Source organism: Marinobacter sp. AL4B (genome assembly GCF_019916045.1).
In the GTDB taxonomy this organism is placed as follows: Bacteria; Pseudomonadota; Gammaproteobacteria; order Pseudomonadales; family Oleiphilaceae; genus Marinobacter.
In genome coordinates, this window is record NZ_JAILWZ010000010.1 from 341,755 (window position 1) to 358,861 (window position 17,107).

Sequence of the window (17,107 nt, forward strand, 5' to 3'; positions counted from 1 at the left end):
TCAAGGTCTTAGCTTTCAACCGCTAACTGAGCGCTGTCGCGCTCCTCAGGCTGCCGCCGGGACCAGTAGCCCGCCAGAATAGAGCCGGATATGTTGTGCCAAACGGAGAATAGCGTACCCGGAATGGCGGCCACCGGGGTAAAGAATTTCATCGCCAGTGCAGTGGCCAGGCCGGAATTTTGCAGACCAACTTCGAAGGCGATGGTGCGACACACTGTCGGCTCGAAGCCAAACAGTCTTGCCAGCCCATAACCGAGCGCCAGCCCAAGCCCGTTGTGCAGGATGACCGCCACTGCGATTGCCATACCCTGAACGGCGAGGTTATCTTTGTTCAGTGCCACCACAATCGCTACGATGATTACAATAGCCGCCATGGACACCAGCGGTAGTATGTTTTCGATACGTTTTATTGCGGGACGAGCGAGAGTGTTGATGGCCACGCCGATACCCACTGGAAGAAGGACAATCTTGACCAGACTGAGCAGCATGGCGGCAACGGGTACGTCTACAGTCTTGCCCGCAAGGAATCCTGTCAACAAGGGGGTCAGCACAACTCCGAGGAGGGTTGAGATTGCGGTCATCGAAATAGACAGCGCGACATCGCCCTTGGCCAGATAGGCCATGACGTTGGATGAGGTGCCACCTGCAACACTGCCAACCAGAACCATACCAACCGTTTGTTCAGGGCTGAATCCCATCACCAGGCTAATGACCAGTGCCAGGATGGGCATGACTGAGAACTGCAGAATAACTCCTAGGGTAATGGCACCTTTGCTCCGCGCAACATTGCCGAAGTCGGTAGGTGTCAGTGTCAGGCCCATGGCTAGCATGATTATGGTAAGAAGAGGCACAATTGTGCTTTTCAGATCGACAAACAGCGTTGGCTGAACGTAAGCGAGTACAGAAAAAGCGATGGCCCAGAGGGGAAATAGCTGGGTGATTCTGGCAATCATGAAGGTGATCCTGGCAAGAGAGATGTAGGTTTTTTGTCCCGTAAAGCTTTAAGAGCACTGGATCACAGCGACTCCCAGAACGGGTTCTAGATACTTAACACCAGTGCTTTTGGCTCTGCCGTTATCCGCAATGAGAACCTATGTTATCTTTCATGCCAGTAATTCACCAATTAGACGTTGGGGTCAGACCCCAGGGGGCGAATATCTCCCAACCCCTCACCAACTTCCCACATTCTCCATACTCGCCCAAGGCTCCCGAGCCGGCAGCGCCTCGCCTTTCTGCAACAACTCAATAGAAATCCCGTCCGGCGTGCGAATAAATGCCATATAACCGTCTCTCGGCGGGCGGTTGATGGTAATGCCGTTGGCTTGAAGCTTCTCGCACAGAGCGTAAATGTCGTCCACCCGAAATGCGAGGTGCCCGAAGTTGCGGCCGCCGGTGTATTCCTCCGGGTCCCAGTTGTGGGTGAGTTCGATGGTTGGGGCTTTGTCTTCCCGTGCTCGCGCTTCGTCTTCGGGGGCTGCCAGGAACACCAGTGTAAAGCGGCCTTTCTCGCTGTCTTTTCGGCTGATTTCGACCAAGCCGAGCAGGTCGCAGAAGAAGTGAAGGGTCTCGTCCAGGTTGCTGACCCGGATCATGGTGTGCAGGTATTTCATGATGATCTCCTGTGTTGATGTTGTGCTAGCGACGACTTTGGGGCCAGCTGCTGGGAACTACAAACCAGCGATCTGTTTCTACCCAGCAAGATAGCTCGGTTTGCCAAGCCATTTCCGCAAACAGTGCCGGTATACTTTCTGCTTCAACCCACTGGATGGTTGCCCGGGCTGCACTAGCATCTGGTTGGTCGTGCTGGTTCCAGGGGCCTATCCAATGGGGCTTGTTCAGACGAACCCAATGGCGGGTGTCTTCTGTATTGAGGTTCGCGGCATAGCGCCATTTCCCGGTTAGGTGGTCGTCGGGAAACGTATCCGGCAGTTCGGCGAATTCGTCGTCAGGGTAGAACAGATACCCGGGCATGAATATCCGTGGTTTGACGGGGTCGTGAATGCCGAGTTCCGCTAGCACGTTTCGGGTTTCAGGCCGCTGGGTCATTTGGCTTTGGTGAGATAGCATGTGGTTGGTTTTGAGATCCAGCCGGTCACGCGCGTTGGGCCCATACCATAAGGTTGGCCCATTGACAGCGGGTACGCCCAGATAGTACTTGATGGCGATTTCATGGTGTTCCAAGTCGCCGGAAGCCGGGTTTCGTAGCAAGAAATCCAGCTCTCCCAGCGTTTGTTTCTCGGTTCGTATTTGTTGGTTTTTCAACACAACTTCCCAGCCCATGAGGTCGCTTAGCATCACTTCGTAAAGCCTTTCAAAGTAGTGCCCGAGCCGTTTTTCGATAGGGGCCAGCAAACGAGCGGGTGCGCCCTTTGGGTGGCGGTCCCAGTGTATGAGCGTGGATAGATAATCCGAGGGAAGAAACTCGGAGGGCCGAAAGCTGATGGGAGATGCCACCAATTGAGGCGCTTCACACAGCCAAGCCAGATGACGTATTGCCGGAGTTTTGAAGCGATGTAGGGAAAGCGGTTCTGAAACTGTATTCATACGGTCAGGATACCTGAAACCTAAAGCGGGTGAGAGTTCGAAAATGGATCCTCAATGTCGATAGCTTTCAGAAGTTTAATTCAATGACATAAGCGCCGTGTGACCTTTACCGCCATCGCACGGGGTGGAGTTTGTTAAAATTCGGGGCTGTTTTATCCCCGATGGAGAGCCTAAATGGAAGATTGGCAAGGATGCTTAGAGCCTCAATGTCAGCAAGCACTGCTGGTGGCCCGAGACAAGGTCGGGAAGCGCGGCGGATCGGTGATTACCGTGGAAGACTTTCTGTTGGCGATGCTGGATGAGGTTGAGGCGGTGGCTCCGTTTCTCAAGCGGCGGGGCGTGGATTTTGATGAGCTGATTCGGACGATTCAGGGCGAACAGCCGATTGTTGCGGAGGTTCACGGGGATGGCGATTTGTCGTCGCAGCTCATCTATTGGATCTCCGCCACCCGCGAGGTTATTGACAGCCCTTGGTTGAACTGGTCACAGCTTTTACGTGGCCTGGTGAACTGCGCTGAGCGCCTGCAAGATAAAGCTTATGTTGCGGTGTTGGAATTGGTAAGTGTCTGGCCGGATGAAGGCGTAAGCGCGTACCGGGAACGAGATGCGAACGCGTTGGTGCATACTCCATTAACCATGGTGGAGCCGAGTTGGCTGACGCTGGCAGAAGACGTTGCCGTTTCTTTGGCGGCGAACAAAACCGGGCTCATGTGGGTTCAAGGTGAACGGGGCAGCGGCAAAACGGCGTGGCTTCAGTCACTTCTGGACACTCCGGGGCTCTATTGGGTGCAGGTTGATTTGCGTCGGCAAGCAGAGGTTATGGCTTTGGAACAACCTGCCGTGCCCTCACAAAGCGAGGAGGCATGTGGTTGGCCGGTTTTAGTGCTCGATAACGTATCCCCGCTTGAATTGCTGGAGTTAATGGCGCAGCCAAACGGTGTCGCCCGAGAACTGGTGTCTAGCTGGTGTGGGCCCATTTTATTGCTCGCGCCCTGCGCGGGGAGCGACGCAGGCGGTGAGCAGCGGCTAAACCATTTGCTCGGAAGAACGCTGGAGATCGTTCCATTGCCGTCTGTCAGCACCGCGCAACGGCGTGCGATTCTCACGGCGCATCAACCGTTGATCGAGAAACGATTTGGCGTTGAAATCGCGCTTTCCGCCGTGGAATATGCGGCCACCCGCCAAAGCCGATGTGTGGCCTCACCAGGCGGTATGCTCGAATGGGTAGGAAGAGCGGCTGCTCGTCTGCAGATGTTTGCCAACCGCGGACCACTAGAATCCATTGCGCTCGAGGGTAGGCAGGAGATTGCCCGCAGGCAGTCGTTAGTATCAGTAGCGCGGGGGGAGAGTTATAGCCATGAGGATCCGGAAGTGCAAGACCTAGAGCTTTCGAGGGCGGCCTCCGAAGTGCTGTGGCACGAACGTCAGCGTTTCGGCACGTTGCGCCGGTTAACCGTGGACGATCTTCGGCAGGAATTAGAGCGATGGCTTGCAGCCGCGCCAGAGCCGGTTCACTATGTGCGACAGTATGAGCAACAGCATGGAGATACCTTGGGTGCAGGATCTGGAAATATACATTCGTGACCTTGAGCCGGGTGCCGTATCCCGGTGGCTTGAAGGGCAACTTGATAATGTTCGGTTGGACGATGCAGATGTCGCCTCCGTTTCAAAAGGAACGGCCCTGTTCAACGGGATAACACTGCGCATTACGTTGTATCCGGGAGCATTTGGAAAACGGTTCACGTCGCTGGTGATCGAGGGCGACGAGCTGCCGTGGAATAACGATCTGGAGTGCGCTCGAAGTGCCTGGAGAATGATAGAAGGCGAGATTCGCTGCAGTTTTGGCGAGTGGCAGGAAGGCGATTCAGTGGATGATGAAAAGTGGTGGCGATTAGATCATCGCGGGGAACAGCAGGTGGTATGGAATTAACCGCGCCCTGAACGTAAAAAGGCAGCCGATCAAGGCTGCCTTTTTGTTTTCGCAGGGAACGATCAATCGCTCAGGATAGACACGTTGTCTGCCTGCAGGCCTTTGTCGGCATCAACGACGTTGAAGCGAACCAGTTGGCCTTGGCGCAGCACGCGACGACCACGGCCACGAATGGCACGGAAGTGAACGAAGATCTCGTCTCCGCTTTCACGCACGATAAAGCCGAAGCCTTTTTTGACGTTGAACCATTTGACGGTACCTTCTTCGTCTCCTTCCGGAGTGTTGTCGTCAAAGTCGTCTTCGTCGTCGTAATCGTTCTGTGGCTGGCTGGCACGAGCCGGGCGGTTCTGGGTGCGAGCGGGGGCAGCAGGCGCTGCTTGCTTACCGGCAACTAAAACAGCGATAAAACCCACAATGGCGAAAACAGCAAACGCCATCACATACGCGGCAATACCACCTTGGCTACCCAGGGCTTCAACACCTTCGCCCATGGCGAGCAGTTTCAGTGGTGCCGGGGTGGCCGACAGTAACAGGCCCAGAACAAACGGTGCCGGAATTGCGATCAGGATAGCAACAAGGATCGCTTTGGCTGGATTACGCATTGGTTGGTTATTCTCCATAATTAAACACTAACGATAAAAAGCCGCACATCGGGTAAAATGGCATGTCCGGCAGTGAACACCGCCGCTGAATTCTGCGTTTAGAATATCTGGCGTTGGCGGTAAAAGGCGCCATGATACCAGATTAGAGAAAGGGCTGACCAAACCTCATGAGTAAAAAGACTCTCGAAGACCGAATTGCAGATCTGGAAATGCGACTTGCATTCCAGGATGACGTGATCAACACGCTGAGCGAGCAAGTAACCAAGCAAGAAATGGACATTCGGGAGCTATGGGAAGCGAAGCGGCTGATGCATCAGCAGCTAAAGGATGTGGCGCCTTCCCACATTCGGCGGGAGGATGAGGAGACCCCGCCGCCGCATTACTGAGTGTGGCGTTTGATTTCAAAATCGGGGTCAGACCTGCACGAGGTCCTGCCCCCTCATTTCAAATTACCCTAGCAGTTCTACCAGAATCTGTTCGTAGATGTCTGACAGTGTATCTAGATCTTCCGCCTTCACGCACTCGTCTACTTTGTGAATGGTGGCATTGATGGGGCCGAGTTCGACCACTTGGGCTCCGGTAGGGGCGATAAAACGGCCATCTGACGTGCCACCTGAGGTAGACAGTTCGGTTTCGCGCCCGGTAACGGTGCGAATAGCTTCCTGGCTGGCAGATACCAGAGCGCCTCGGTCGGTCAGGAACGGGCGACCGCTCAGGTTCCATTGCAGGTCGTACTTGAAGTTGTGGTGATCCAAAACCGCCACTACACGTTCTTCCAGGCTTTCGGCGGTGTTTTCGGTGCAGTAACGGAAATTAAAATGCACCAGGCATTCGCCGGGAATGATGTTGCTGCCGACGCCTGATTCAATTTTGGTGATCTGGAAGGTTGTGGGCGGGAAGAAATCGTTGCCGTTATCCCAGAATTCTTTTGCTAAGGCATCGAGTGCAGGTGCAACGGTGTGGACCGGGTTCTCGGCTAGATGCGGGTAGGCCACATGGCCCTGAGTACCGTGTACGGTCAGGTAGCCGTGCAGTGAGCCGCGGCGGCCGTTTTTGATAACGTCGCCCACTTCGTGGGTGCTGGAAGGCTCGCCGATCAGGCACCAGTCGATTTTCTCGTTTCGGGCTTCCAGTGTTTCAATCACTTTGACCGTACCATCGTGAGCCGGGCCCTCTTCATCACTCGTGATGAGCAGGGCGATAGATCCACGATGATTCGGATTCTTGGCGACAAAACGTTCGCAAGCTGTGACGAATGCCGCCAGGCTGCCTTTCATATCGGCTGCGCCCCGGCCGTACAAAAAGCCTTCCTCAATGACCGGCTCAAAGGGCGCGTGAGCCCAGTTTCGCTCGGGGCCGGTTGGCACCACATCGGTATGGCCGGCAAAGGCCAGTACTGGGCCGTCAGCGCCTTTTCGTGCCCAAAGATTGTCGGTTTCGCCAAATCGCAGGTTCTCGCCGGCAAAGCCGAGTGGGGCGAGGCGGGACATCATCAATTCTTGACAACCGGCATCGTCGGGTGTGACCGACTGGCGGCGAATGAGATCCATGGCGAGTTCGAGGGTAGGCGATAAGGTCATAGGGTGGCTCTTGCTTGGTCTGACATGGCCCCTCTCCGCCGCGGAAGAGGGGCTTGTGCGGGTCTTAGTTGTTGGCGTGCAGTTCTTCGTTCAACTCAATGGCCGTTTTGTTGGTTTTGCATTCAACCGCGCCGGTCTGGCTGTTGCGGCGGAACAGCAAGTCGTTCTTGCTGGCCAGATCGCGAGCCTTAACCACTTCAACCAGATCGTTGTTGTCATCCAGCAGTGCAACTTTGGTGCCCGCGGTGATGTACAGGCCTGCTTCTACGGTGCAACGGTCGCCAAGTGGGATGCCGATGCCAGCGTTTGCGCCAAGAAGGCAGTTTTCGCCCACGGAGATGATGATGTTGCCACCGCCAGACAGCGTGCCCATAGTAGAGCAGCCGCCGCCCAAGTCGGAGCCTTTGCCGATCATCACGCCTGCAGAAATACGGCCTTCGATCATGCTGGTGCCTTCGGTACCGGCGTTGAAGTTGATGAAGCCTTCGTGCATCACGGTGGTGCCTTCGCCTACGTAGGCGCCCAAACGAACACGAGAGGTGTCCGCAATACGTACGCCTGTTGGCACCACGTAGTCGGTCATCTGCGGGAACTTGTCGACTGATTTCACTTCCAGAGTACGGCCTTCAACACGAGCTTGTAGCTGACGAGCTGGCAGTTCATTCAGATCAATGGCGCCTTCGTTGGTCCAGGCCAGGTTTGGTAGCAGACCGAAGATACCGTCCAACTTCAGGCTGTGGGGCTTGGCCAGACGGTGAGAAATCAGGTGCAGCTTCAGGTACACCTCAGGCGTGCTGGACGCGGTATCGTCGGTTGCCAGTGCGGTCACAACGACCGGGCTTTTGCTTTCAGCCGCTTGCTCAGCCAGCTTGGCCTGTGCGGTTTCGCCCAGTTGGCGAAGGGAGGTGGCGAACTGAGTCAGTTGCTCTGCGCTCGCTTCGATGGCCTGATTGCCGCCTTTGTAGTTCAGCGCGGTTTCAACCACGTCGATCAGGTCTTTGCTTGGGGTCATAACCGGTTGCTGATAGAACACTTCCAGCCATTCGCCTTGGTTGTTCTGGGTGCCGATGCCGATGCCGAATGCAAAACTCATCTGGTGGTTGCTCCTATTTATAAAGTTTAAAAACTGAGTTCTTTTCCACCGCCTTTTGCCCCCCCTTTTTTTGTTTAAGGGGGCTCGGGCAGAGGTTAATCTGTTAGTTCGTCCACGCAGCCCATTCGTCTGCGTTAAAGCCCACAGTAACGGTTTCGCCGCGTTCAATAACCGGGCGCTTGATGATGGAGGTGTTCTCCAGCATGACCTCGTGAGCACTTTGGGCGGTCATGGTATCACGAACCTCATCCGGAAGTTTTCGCCAAGTGGTGCCACGCTTGTTGATCAGTGCTTCCCAATTCAACGCCTGCTCCCACTCGGTCAGCTTTTCACTGGTGAGGCCGTCTTTTTTGAAATCGTGAAATTCGTAGGCGATGCCGTTTTCATCCAGCCATTTGCGGGCTTTTTTGACGGTGTCGCAGTTTTTAATGCCGTAGAGCTTCATGCCTTGAACCCTTTTACAAACTCGACAATGCGGTGAGCGGCTTCTACGCACTCTTCTACGGGGGCTACCAGTGCCATGCGCACCCGGTTTTCGCCGGGGTTGTGGCCGTCGACGGTGCGGGATAGGTAACGGCCGGGTAGAACGTGTACGTTCTGCTGGGCCGACAATTCCCTAGCGAAGGTTTCGTCGTCGAACGGTGTTTCCGGCCAAAGATAAAAACCGGCATCCGGGAAGTCGACGTTCATAACTTCGCGCAGGATGGGTACCACTGCTTCAAATTTGGCGCGATACGCCGATCGATTTTCTTTTACGTGTTCTTCATCGTTCCACGCAGCGATGCTGGCCAGCTGATTGTGAATGGGCATGGCGCAACCGTGGTAGGTGCGATATTTCAGGTAACCCGCCAACACGTCGGCATCGCCGGCGACAAAACCGGAGCGCAGGCCGGGCAGGTTGCTGCGTTTTGATAGGCTGTGAAACACCACGCAGCGTTTGAAGTCATGCCGGCCAAGGGCTGCACAGGTTTGCAGAAGGCCTTCAGGCGGGTTGGCTTCGTCGGGATAGAGTTCGGAATAGCACTCGTCAGACGCCACAATAAAATCGTGACGGTCGGCCAGTTCGATTACTTTGGTCAGAGTTTCCCGGCTGACCACGGCTCCACTGGGGTTGCCGGGGGAGCACAGAAACAGTACCTGGCAGTTGGCCCACACGGACTCCGGAACCTTGTCGAAATCCGGAATGAAACCGTTGCTGGCATCGCAAGGCAAGTAAACCGGATCGGCGCCCGCGAGGAAGGCGGCTCCTTCGTACACCTGATAAAACGGATTCGGGCTGACCACGGTAGCGGGTTTGCTCGAGTCAACAACGGCCTGCACCAACGAAAATATGGCTTCTCGGGTGCCGTTGACCGGGACGACGTTGCGCGCCGGATCGAGTGAGCCTCCGCTCAAGTTGAAGCGGCGGGTCGCCCAGCTGGCAATGGTTTCGCGCAGCTCGTCGATGCCCTTGGTGGTGGGGTAGTTGGCCAGTTTATCCAGATTGTCGGCCACTGCCTGCTTTACAAAAGCCGGAGCTGGGTGTTTGGGTTCACCAATGCCCAGTGAAATCGGTGCGAGGTGCTCTGGCACGGTGATGCCGTTTTTCAGCTTCGCGAGTTTTTCGAATGGGTAAGGGTGCAGTCTTTCTAAGTTGGAATTCATTGAATCTCGTCCAGCATTTTGCAGAGGTGCTGTTGCAGGGCTTCGCACTCGGCGGGATCGCTTAGCGGCCGGCCTTGTTCGTCGGTAATGAAGAAAACGTCTTCTACTCGCTCGCCCAGGGTCGCGATTTTGGCATTGGTTAGCCGAACCCGGTGTTCGAGTAGGACCTGGCCAATCCGGGCCAGCAGGCCGGGACGGTCGGGTGTGATGACTTCCATCAACGTTCTTTGGTTGATGGTGTCATTGGAAAAAGTGACTTCGGTCGGGAAGGCGAAGTGTTTGAGTTGCCGCGGAGTACGCCGGTGAATGATGTCCGGATAGTCTTCCGGATCATCCAGCTCTTCAATCAGGCGTTTGCGCGCGCGCTCTTTGCGGGCCGGGTCGATGCCCAGCGGTTGTCCTTGCTCGTCCAGCACAATATAAGAGCTGATCGAGTGAGGCCCCTCGCTGGAATTGATGCGAGCATCGACAATGTTCAGGTTGAGCTGTTCGAGCACAGCGGTAGTCGCTGCGAACAGGGCAACCCGGTCCCGCATGTAGATGATAATCTGGGAGTAGCCGTCGGTTGGCCCGCCGCGGGTGTCTCGTATCAGCACCAGTGGGTCCGGGTTATCGCCATGGCGGATGATGGCCGCAGTCTGCCAAGCGATATCGACGGTGGAATCCTGAAGAAAGTATTCTTCGTCAACCGTGTCCCAGATCTGATCGATTTGCTCGTCGGTCATATTCTGGGCGTTAAGAATTCCCCGGGCTTCTTCGCGGGTAGCGTCAATCCACGCCTGCCGGTTGACCGGTGTGTCTATGCCTCGGCGCAGTGCCCGTTTTGCTTCGATGTAGAGCTGGCGCAACAAGGAGGCGCGCCAAGTGTTCCAAAGCTTTGGGTTGGTGGCGCTGATGTCGCACACGGTTAGAGTGTACAGGTAGTCAAGGTGCGCCTGGCTTGGGATGGCTCGCGCAAACGCCTGAATGATGTCCGGGTCTGAAATGTCTTTGCGTTGGGCGGTCATCGACATAAGCAGATGGTTCTCCACCAGCCAGGCAATCAGCCGGGTGTCCCGCTCACTTAAATGGTGTCGTTCGCAGAAGGCTTCGACATCAATGGCGCCGAGTTCAGAATGGTCGCCCCCGCGGCCTTTGGCAACGTCGTGGTACAAACCTGCGATAAACAGGGTGTCCATTTTTGGTAGGCGATGAATCAAACGCGAGGCGAGGGGGTACTCGGTTCTCGCTTCCTCAGTGGTTAATCTGACCATGTTACGGATAACGCGCATGGTGTGCGCATCCACCGTATAGATGTGGAACAGGTCGTGCTGCATCTGGCCGATGATGTCGCCAAACTCGGGTAGATACCGACCAAGCACATCGTACTTTTTCATTGCAGACAGCGTTTTGTGTAACGCATGGGGGGTGCGCAGGAGCTCCATGAACAGGCTGGTTACCGCCAGATCGGAGCGGAAAACATCGTCAATCAGGTGTCGGTGCGCCCGCAGTGAGCGAATGGTGGTTGCTCGAATGCCCTTAATTTCCGGATGCTGCGCCATCAACACGAATATTTCCATGATGGCGTAGGGCGCGTAAGCAAACACTTGATTGTTGATGGCTTCGATGTAGAAGTTGCGCATTTGGAAGCGCTTGTTCAGGGGTCTGATTTCATCTTCGCTGCCGCTGCCGAGAATCGCTTCGTCGTAATATTGAAGAATAACGTCGGTGAGCTCCGCCAATGCCAAAACAGTGCGGTAGTAAGACTGCATCATCAGCTCGACGCCGAGACGTTTGCCTTCGTCCTTGTAGCCTAACATTGCGGCGAGGGCTCGCTGGTGATCAAACAGCATTCGGTTTTCATTACGATCGGCGATGAGCTGAAGGCCGAAGCGCAAACGCCAGAGAAAGGTTTCGCCTTCCAGTAATACTCGGTGTTCTTCATCGGTAATGATGCTGAAGCGGGCTAGGTCGGCCGTACTTTCCAGCAAAAAGTGGCGTTTGGTGATCCATCCGATCGTTTGTATGTCTCGCAGGGCGCCGGGAGAGCCTTTGACGTTCGGTTCCAGGTTGTATTCAGTGTCGCCGTACTTTTTATGGCGTTTCTGTTGCTCTTCCCACTTGGCGACAAAGTAATCTTTGTCGGACATCACGTCGTCCAGATACACCTGCTCGGTCAGGTCTTCCCGAAGGCTGTCAGGGCCCGCGATCGTCCGGGTTTCCAGCAGGTTGGTTAGAATGGTGATGTCTTGTTTCGCGGCCGAAATGCATTCGTCAACATTGCGAACGCTGTGGCCGATGTCCAGTTTCAAATCCCACAACAGGGTGATGAAGGCGCTTAGGTCGTCTTGCCATGCGCTTTCGGTTCCCTTACGTGTCAGGATAAGCAGATCAATATCTGAGTGGGGGTGGAGTTCGCCCCGGCCGTAACCACCTACGGCAACAAGGGCGATGTCGGGCGAGCTGGAAAGAGGATAACGATTCCAGATCAATCGAAGCACGGTATCGACTGTCGCGGCTCTGGCGTGAACCAGAGCTCTGACGTCAGCGCCTTGTCGAAAGGCTTCGGCATCGGCTTGATAGTGATGCTGTAGAAATTCCTTTGCCGCAACAACCGGCGACGAGTCGTGACTGATGCGGTGTTCCAGCTCGCTTCGGTCCACTTAGAAAGACTCTTCTGAACGTTTGGTCAGAACTTCGTGGCCGTCTGCCGTTACCAAAATGGTGTGCTCCCACTGGGCCGACAATTTGTGGTCTTTGGTGACCGCAGTCCACCCGTCAGCCAGCAACTTGGTGTGGTATTTACCTTGGTTCAGCATCGGCTCGATGGTGAATGTCATGCCTTCTTTGAGTTCAAGGCCAGTACCCGGTGTGCCGTAATGCATGACTTGAGGTTCTTCATGGAATACAGCCCCGATGCCGTGACCACAATAATCCCGAACCACAGAATAACGGTGTTTCTCCGCGTGCTTCTGGATCACGTGACCAATGTCGCCAAGGCGCGCGCCGGGCTTCACCAGCTCAATGCCTTTATACAAGCATTCCTGGGTGATCTGAATCAGGCGCTCTGAGCCGGGCTTGGGCTTGCCGACAACCCACATCTTACTGGTGTCGCCGTGGTAGCCGTCTTTAATGACGGTTACGTCGATGTTGATGACATCGCCATCTTTCAGAACTTTTTTGTCGGTCGGGATGCCGTGGCACACCACATGGTTAACCGAGGTGCAGATGGACTTCGGGAAACCTTTGTAGTTCAGCGGGGCAGGAATGGCCTGCTGTTTATTCACAATGTAGTCGTGGCAGATGCGGTCAAGCTCTTCGGTGGTTACGCCAGGTTTGACGTGCTCGCCGATCATTTCCAGAACGTCGGCTGCCAGGCGGCCGGCTACCCGCATCTTTTCGATTTCTTCGGGGGTCTTAATAGATACTTGCATCGGACTTCCTGTTTATATGCATCAAGCCCGCATTTTAAGGGGCTGGAGCGATAGGTACAAGGAAGGTATTTGCCAAAAGTAATGGCGTTGCGGGAGTTGGATATGGTATAAACGCGCCCGCCGAAACAAAACTCGGTAAATTCACACACGTGTCAGCACGTTGTCCCAGGGTGCCAGCTCCTGCTTTAAGGAGACAGGTTGGGGCAATTGGATGCGTGGAGGCCTAACCCGAAGCTAAAAGGTAAATATCATGGCTCAGGTAAATATGCGTGACCTGCTTAAAGCAGGTGCTCACTTTGGACACCAAACCCGTTACTGGAACCCGAAGATGGGTAAATACATCTTTGGTGCTCGTAACAAGATTCATATCATCAACCTTGAGCAAACTGTTCCTGCGATGAACCAGGCGCTGGATTTCATTCAGCAGCTGACCGAAAGCAAGAACAAGATCCTGTTTGTGGGTACCAAGCGTGCCGCAGCCAAGATCATCAAGGAAGAAGCACTGCGTTCTAGCCAGCCTTACGTTAACCACCGCTGGTTGGGTGGCATGCTCACCAACTACAAGACCATTCGTCAGTCAATCCGTCGCTACCGTGATCTGGAAGCCCAGAGCAAAGACGGTACTTTTGACAAACTGACCAAGAAAGAAGCTCTTGAGCGTACCCGCGAGATGGATAAGCTTGAGCGTTCTATCGGTGGTATCAAAGACATGGGCGGCCTGCCAGACGCGCTGTTCGTTGTTGACGTAGACCACGAACGTATCGCTATCAAAGAAGCGAACAAGCTGGGTATCCCTGTTATTGGTGTTGTTGATACCAACAGCGATCCTGACGGCGTTGACTACGTAATTCCGGGTAACGATGATGCGATTCGCGCTATCCAGATCTACGTGAAGGCTGTTGCTGACACCTGCATGGAGTCTTCCCAGGCTACCGGCGGTGCTGACGAGTTTGTAGAAGTTAGCGAAGATGCCCAAGGCGCTGCTCCAGCTGCCGAGTAATGCTTGACCGTCAGGTTTAAGTTATAAGGCATGCCCCTTTTTATCCGGGCATGCCTTCCCACCGAATTTGTAACTGATTGAGAGGACTGAACATGGCTGCAATTACCGCTGCAATGGTCAAAGAGCTGCGTGAGCGCACTGGTCTTGGCATGATGGAGTGCAAAAAAGCACTGGTTGAAGCTGAGGGCAGTGTTGATGCTGCAATCGAAGAGCTTCGTAAGTCATCTGGTCTGAAAGCTGCCAAGAAAGCCGGTCGTACCGCTGCTGAAGGTGTGTCTTTGGTTAAGGTTTCCGACGACAAGACTGTTGCTTTCATCCTGGAAGTTAACTCTGAGACTGACTTCGTTGCCCGTGACGACAACTTCATGAACTTCGCTAACGACGTTCTGAACGTTGCGTTTGAAAAAGGCGAAACTGACGTTGCCAAGCTGATGGAAGGCGATCTGGAAAGCAAGCGTGAAGCGCTGGTTCAGAAGATTGGTGAGAACATCACTGTTCGTCGTCTGGTTAAGGTTGAAGGTCCGGTTGTTGGTGGATACGTTCACAGCAACAGCAAGATCGCCTCTGTTGTCGCACTGAGTGCTGGCACCGAAGAACTGGCTCGCGACATTGCTATGCACGTAGCTGCGGTTAACCCGCGTGTTGGCAAGCCGGAAGAAATGCCTGCCGACGAGTTGGCTAAAGAAGAAGCCATCATCCGGTCTCAGCCTGATATGGAAGGCAAGCCTGCCGAAATCGTTGAAAAGATGATGGGCGGCCGTATCAAGAAGTTCCTGGCTGAGAACAGCCTGATCGAACAGCCTTTCGTTAAGAACCCTGAGCAGAAAGTGGATGAGTTGATCAAGGCCGCCGGTGGCGAGCTGGTTGGCTTTACTCGTCTGGAAGTGGGTGAAGGCATCGAAAAAGAAGAAGTGGATTTTGCTGCTGAAGTGGCTGCGGCCGCTGGCACAGGCAAGGCCTGATCCATTTTTTGAGTGCATCTGTCGAAGACAGTAGCGCTACCTAAGTCTGCCACGTCAGCCGGGTTCGCCCGGCTTTCGTGGCGGGCTTGTATCTGAGATACCCCTTTTTTTGCGCTAGGATGAGAGGGATATGTCAGATACAAGCCTGCGAAGGGTTTGAAGCCGCACAGCCAAAAGACGAAAAGGGGATCACCATGCCGACACCGACATCTTCAACCAATCAACCTAGATATAAGCGTGTTCTGCTGAAACTCAGCGGTGAGGCCCTTATGGGGGAGCACGAGTTCGGTATTGATCCTAAAGTACTTGACCGCATGGCATTGGAGATTGGTGCCCTTGTGGGTATCGGTGTTCAGGTTGCTCTCGTAATCGGTGGCGGCAACCTGTTCCGCGGTGCAGCGTTAAGCGAGGCGGGCTTGGATCGTGTGACTGGCGACCACATGGGTATGCTGGCTACCGTGATGAATGGCTTGGGAATGCGCGACGCGCTTGAGCGTTCAAATATTCGTACCCGGGTTATGTCTGCGATTCCCATGAGCGGTATTGTTGAGCATTACGATCGTCGTCGCGCTGTTCGCGACCTGAAAGAAGGCGACGTGGTGATATTTAGTGCGGGTACAGGCAATCCTTTCTTTACGACTGACTCAGCCGCTTGTCTTCGCGGTATTGAAATTGAGGCGGATGCCGTTCTGAAGGCGACCAAGGTGGATGGTGTGTATAACGCGGATCCCAATCTGGACCCCACCGCAGTAAAATACGATCGCCTGACCTACGATGAGGTTTTGGATCGCAAACTTGGCGTGATGGATCTTACCGCTATCTGTCTGGCTCGTGACCACGGCATGCCGTTGCGGGTGTTTGATATGAACCAGCCAGGCGTTCTCACCCGTATTGTGACCGGTGAGAAAGAAGGCACATTGATTGAGTAACGAATTGAGGGTTTCGACGTGATTGACGATATTAAGACTGAAGCTGAATCAAAAATGCAGAAGAGCCTTGAGGCGCTGACCTCGGCTTTCAACAAAATCCGTACCGGTCGCGCTCACCCCGCGATTCTCGATAGCGTGATGGTGAACTACTACGGGCAGGACACCCCGCTTAAGCAGGTGGCCAGCGTGAACGTGGAAGACAACCGCACGTTGCTGGTTGCGCCTTGGGAAAAGAACATCATTTCAGCCATCGAGAAGGCAATCATGATGTCTGACTTGGGGTTGAACCCTTCCAGCAACGGTGATGCGATTCGCGTGCCTATGCCCATGCTGACTGAGCAGACTCGTAAAGAAATGGCCAAGCAAGCTCGTGCCGATGCAGAGCAGGGTCGAGTGTCTGTTCGTAACGCTCGTCGTGATGCCAACGGCATGCTGAAGGATCTTCTCAAAGAGAAGGACATCAACGAAGATGAAATGCGCCGTGGCGAGGATAATGTCCAGAAGTTGACTGACAAATACATCGCCGAGATCGAAAAGATGCTGAAGGCGAAAGAAGAGGATCTGATGGCGGTGTAACCGTCAGATCGAACAGGAACAGAGTCAGCAGTGGTTGAAAGTGCCACTGCGCAGAGGGTTTCATGACGGATCAAATAACCGCAGAAATCCCGGTGACGGCAAGTAGTCGTCCCCGGCATGTGGCCATTATCATGGATGGCAATAATCGGTGGGCGAAAGCCCGGCGGTTGAAGGGCGTCGCGGGCCATAAGGCCGGAGTGGATGCGGTTAAAGCCGTTGTTGAAACCTGTGCTCGGCAGGGTGTTGAAGTACTTACCCTGTTCGCCTTCTCCAGTGAGAACTGGCGTCGTCCGAAAGACGAAGTGTCGGCGCTGATGCGGCTGTTTGTGATGGCGCTTGAGCGCGAGGTTCGAAAACTTCACCGCAATAACATCCGGTTAAGGATTATCGGCGATCGCACTCCGTTTAACTCCTTGCTCCAAGAGCATATGGAAAAAGCCGAGGCGCTTACTCGCGATAATACGGCGATGACATTGGTGATCGCTGCCAATTATGGCGGGCACTGGGACATCACTCAGGCCACTCAGGCGGTTGCAGAAAAAGTTCGCGCCGGTGAGTTGGCACCTTCCGATATTACCGATGATTTGATTCAGCAAAATTTGAGTATCGGTGATTTGCCGATGCCAGATTTGCTGATTCGTACGGCCGGTGAACAGCGCATCAGCAACTTTCTATTGTGGCACTTGGCCTATACGGAGTTTTACTTCTCCGATGTTTTCTGGCCAGATTTCAAAGCTGAAGAAATGGTGAAAGCGTTGGAGGCCTATGGTCAGCGCAAACGTCGCTTTGGTCAAACCGACGATCAGCTTGACTCCCAAGCCACAAAACAATAAC

At 54.4% G+C, this 17,107-nt stretch carries 18 protein-coding genes; 8 read left to right on the forward strand and 10 right to left on the reverse strand.

All coding sequences use genetic code 11. The features are described 5' to 3' along the window. Positions 1-8 precede the first annotated feature (8 nt). From K5L82_RS03570 to K5L82_RS03580, 3 genes are all read right to left on the reverse strand, one after another. The gene (locus K5L82_RS03570) at positions 9-953 is read right to left on the reverse strand and encodes a bile acid:sodium symporter family protein (protein ID WP_223133196.1); all 945 of its coding nucleotides are present in this window, start codon (positions 951-953) and stop codon (positions 9-11) included. Positions 954-1,169: 216 nt separating this feature from the next. Further along, entirely contained in the window at positions 1,170-1,610 is a 441-nt protein-coding gene (locus tag K5L82_RS03575) for a VOC family protein (RefSeq protein WP_223133197.1), read from the reverse strand. A gap of 25 nt (positions 1,611-1,635) precedes the next feature. Further along, positions 1,636-2,544 (reverse strand): DUF1853 family protein, encoded by a 909-nt coding sequence (locus K5L82_RS03580; RefSeq protein ID WP_223133198.1) that lies wholly within the window; start codon positions 2,542-2,544, stop codon positions 1,636-1,638. 174 nt (positions 2,545-2,718) lie between these two features. Between K5L82_RS03580 and K5L82_RS03585 the strand changes: the two genes are divergently transcribed. Both K5L82_RS03585 and K5L82_RS03590 read left to right on the forward strand, forming a co-directional pair. Continuing rightward, the gene (locus tag K5L82_RS03585; RefSeq protein WP_223133199.1) at positions 2,719-4,128 is read left to right on the forward strand and encodes a hypothetical protein; all 1,410 of its coding nucleotides are present in this window, start codon (positions 2,719-2,721) and stop codon (positions 4,126-4,128) included. After that, entirely contained in the window at positions 4,100-4,474 is a 375-nt protein-coding gene (locus tag K5L82_RS03590; protein WP_223133291.1) for a hypothetical protein, read from the forward strand. The genes K5L82_RS03585 and K5L82_RS03590 overlap by 29 nt, the downstream gene beginning before the upstream one ends. Positions 4,475-4,536: 62 nt before the next feature. On the opposite strand, the gene K5L82_RS16720 is transcribed toward K5L82_RS03590, so the two are convergent. Continuing rightward, positions 4,537-5,076: a cold-shock protein gene (locus K5L82_RS16720; protein WP_133005024.1), complete on the reverse strand. Its 540-nt coding sequence runs from the start codon at positions 5,074-5,076 to the stop codon at positions 4,537-4,539. Positions 5,077-5,243: 167 nt separating this feature from the next. Between K5L82_RS16720 and K5L82_RS03600 the strand changes: the two genes are divergently transcribed. Beyond that, positions 5,244-5,462: a SlyX family protein gene (locus K5L82_RS03600; RefSeq protein ID WP_133005025.1), complete on the forward strand. Its 219-nt coding sequence runs from the start codon at positions 5,244-5,246 to the stop codon at positions 5,460-5,462. A 63-nt stretch (positions 5,463-5,525) separates the two neighbouring features. On the opposite strand, the gene dapE is transcribed toward K5L82_RS03600, so the two are convergent. The 6 genes from dapE to map form a co-directional block, all read right to left on the reverse strand. Beyond that, on the reverse strand, positions 5,526-6,656 hold the full coding sequence (gene dapE, locus K5L82_RS03605; RefSeq protein WP_223133200.1) for a succinyl-diaminopimelate desuccinylase: 1,131 nt from the start codon (positions 6,654-6,656) through the stop codon (positions 5,526-5,528). Positions 6,657-6,720: 64 nt separating this feature from the next. Then, complete coding sequence (gene dapD / locus K5L82_RS03610; RefSeq protein ID WP_133005027.1) at positions 6,721-7,749, reverse strand: 2,3,4,5-tetrahydropyridine-2,6-dicarboxylate N-succinyltransferase; 1,029 nt, start codon at positions 7,747-7,749, stop codon at positions 6,721-6,723. Between the two features lie 103 nt (positions 7,750-7,852). Next, positions 7,853-8,194 (reverse strand): ArsC family reductase, encoded by a 342-nt coding sequence (locus K5L82_RS03615; RefSeq protein WP_223133201.1) that lies wholly within the window; start codon positions 8,192-8,194, stop codon positions 7,853-7,855. Further along, positions 8,191-9,393, reverse strand: a complete 1,203-nt coding sequence (gene dapC / locus K5L82_RS03620) for a succinyldiaminopimelate transaminase (protein ID WP_223133202.1) — start codon at positions 9,391-9,393, stop codon at positions 8,191-8,193. The genes K5L82_RS03615 and dapC overlap by 4 nt, the downstream gene beginning before the upstream one ends. Continuing rightward, a complete protein-coding gene (locus tag K5L82_RS03625; protein WP_223133203.1) occupies positions 9,390-12,035 on the reverse strand; it encodes a [protein-PII] uridylyltransferase in 2,646 nt (881 codons plus the stop codon). Before K5L82_RS03625 ends, dapC begins: the two co-directional genes overlap by 4 nt. Then, entirely contained in the window at positions 12,036-12,806 is a 771-nt protein-coding gene (gene map / locus K5L82_RS03630) for a type I methionyl aminopeptidase (RefSeq protein ID WP_223133204.1), read from the reverse strand. Positions 12,807-13,056: 250 nt separating this feature from the next. Here map and rpsB point away from each other — a divergent pair, with 250 nt between their 5' ends. The 5 genes from rpsB (at position 13,057) to K5L82_RS03655 (ending at position 17,106) form a co-directional block, all read left to right on the forward strand. Next, positions 13,057-13,806 carry a 30S ribosomal protein S2 gene (gene rpsB / locus K5L82_RS03635; protein ID WP_133005032.1) on the forward strand — a complete coding sequence of 250 codons (750 nt, stop codon included), beginning with the start codon at positions 13,057-13,059 and terminating at the stop codon, positions 13,804-13,806. A 92-nt stretch (positions 13,807-13,898) separates the two neighbouring features. Then, positions 13,899-14,768, forward strand: coding sequence for a translation elongation factor Ts (tsf, locus tag K5L82_RS03640; protein WP_223133205.1), 870 nt, complete (start codon positions 13,899-13,901; stop codon positions 14,766-14,768). A gap of 194 nt (positions 14,769-14,962) precedes the next feature. Further along, positions 14,963-15,697 carry a UMP kinase gene (gene pyrH / locus K5L82_RS03645; RefSeq protein ID WP_133005034.1) on the forward strand — a complete coding sequence of 245 codons (735 nt, stop codon included), beginning with the start codon at positions 14,963-14,965 and terminating at the stop codon, positions 15,695-15,697. Between the two features lie 18 nt (positions 15,698-15,715). Beyond that, positions 15,716-16,273 (forward strand): ribosome recycling factor, encoded by a 558-nt coding sequence (gene frr, locus K5L82_RS03650; RefSeq protein WP_133005035.1) that lies wholly within the window; start codon positions 15,716-15,718, stop codon positions 16,271-16,273. A 62-nt stretch (positions 16,274-16,335) separates the two neighbouring features. Then, the gene (locus tag K5L82_RS03655) at positions 16,336-17,106 is read left to right on the forward strand and encodes an isoprenyl transferase (protein ID WP_133005036.1); all 771 of its coding nucleotides are present in this window, start codon (positions 16,336-16,338) and stop codon (positions 17,104-17,106) included. Position 17,107: the final 1 nt, after the last annotated feature.

Coding starts and splice junctions, on each gene's coding strand:
- K5L82_RS03570 (WP_223133196.1), bottom strand. CDS start 953: ATGATTGCCAGAATCACCCAGCTATTTCCCCTCTGGGCCATCGCTTTT.
- K5L82_RS03575 (WP_223133197.1), bottom strand. CDS start 1,610: ATGAAATACCTGCACACCATGATCCGGGTCAGCAACCTGGACGAGACC.
- K5L82_RS03580 (WP_223133198.1), bottom strand. CDS start 2,544: ATGAATACAGTTTCAGAACCGCTTTCCCTACATCGCTTCAAAACTCCG.
- K5L82_RS03585 (WP_223133199.1), top strand. CDS start 2,719: ATGGAAGATTGGCAAGGATGCTTAGAGCCTCAATGTCAGCAAGCACTG.
- K5L82_RS16720 (WP_133005024.1), bottom strand. CDS start 5,076: ATGCGTAATCCAGCCAAAGCGATCCTTGTTGCTATCCTGATCGCAATT.
- K5L82_RS03600 (WP_133005025.1), top strand. CDS start 5,244: ATGAGTAAAAAGACTCTCGAAGACCGAATTGCAGATCTGGAAATGCGA.
- dapE (WP_223133200.1), bottom strand. CDS start 6,656: ATGACCTTATCGCCTACCCTCGAACTCGCCATGGATCTCATTCGCCGC.
- dapD (WP_133005027.1), bottom strand. CDS start 7,749: ATGAGTTTTGCATTCGGCATCGGCATCGGCACCCAGAACAACCAAGGC.
- K5L82_RS03615 (WP_223133201.1), bottom strand. CDS start 8,194: ATGAAGCTCTACGGCATTAAAAACTGCGACACCGTCAAAAAAGCCCGC.
- dapC (WP_223133202.1), bottom strand. CDS start 9,393: ATGAATTCCAACTTAGAAAGACTGCACCCTTACCCATTCGAAAAACTC.
- map (WP_223133204.1), bottom strand. CDS start 12,806: ATGCAAGTATCTATTAAGACCCCCGAAGAAATCGAAAAGATGCGGGTA.
- rpsB (WP_133005032.1), top strand. CDS start 13,057: ATGGCTCAGGTAAATATGCGTGACCTGCTTAAAGCAGGTGCTCACTTT.
- tsf (WP_223133205.1), top strand. CDS start 13,899: ATGGCTGCAATTACCGCTGCAATGGTCAAAGAGCTGCGTGAGCGCACT.
- pyrH (WP_133005034.1), top strand. CDS start 14,963: ATGCCGACACCGACATCTTCAACCAATCAACCTAGATATAAGCGTGTT.
- K5L82_RS03655 (WP_133005036.1), top strand. CDS start 16,336: ATGACGGATCAAATAACCGCAGAAATCCCGGTGACGGCAAGTAGTCGT.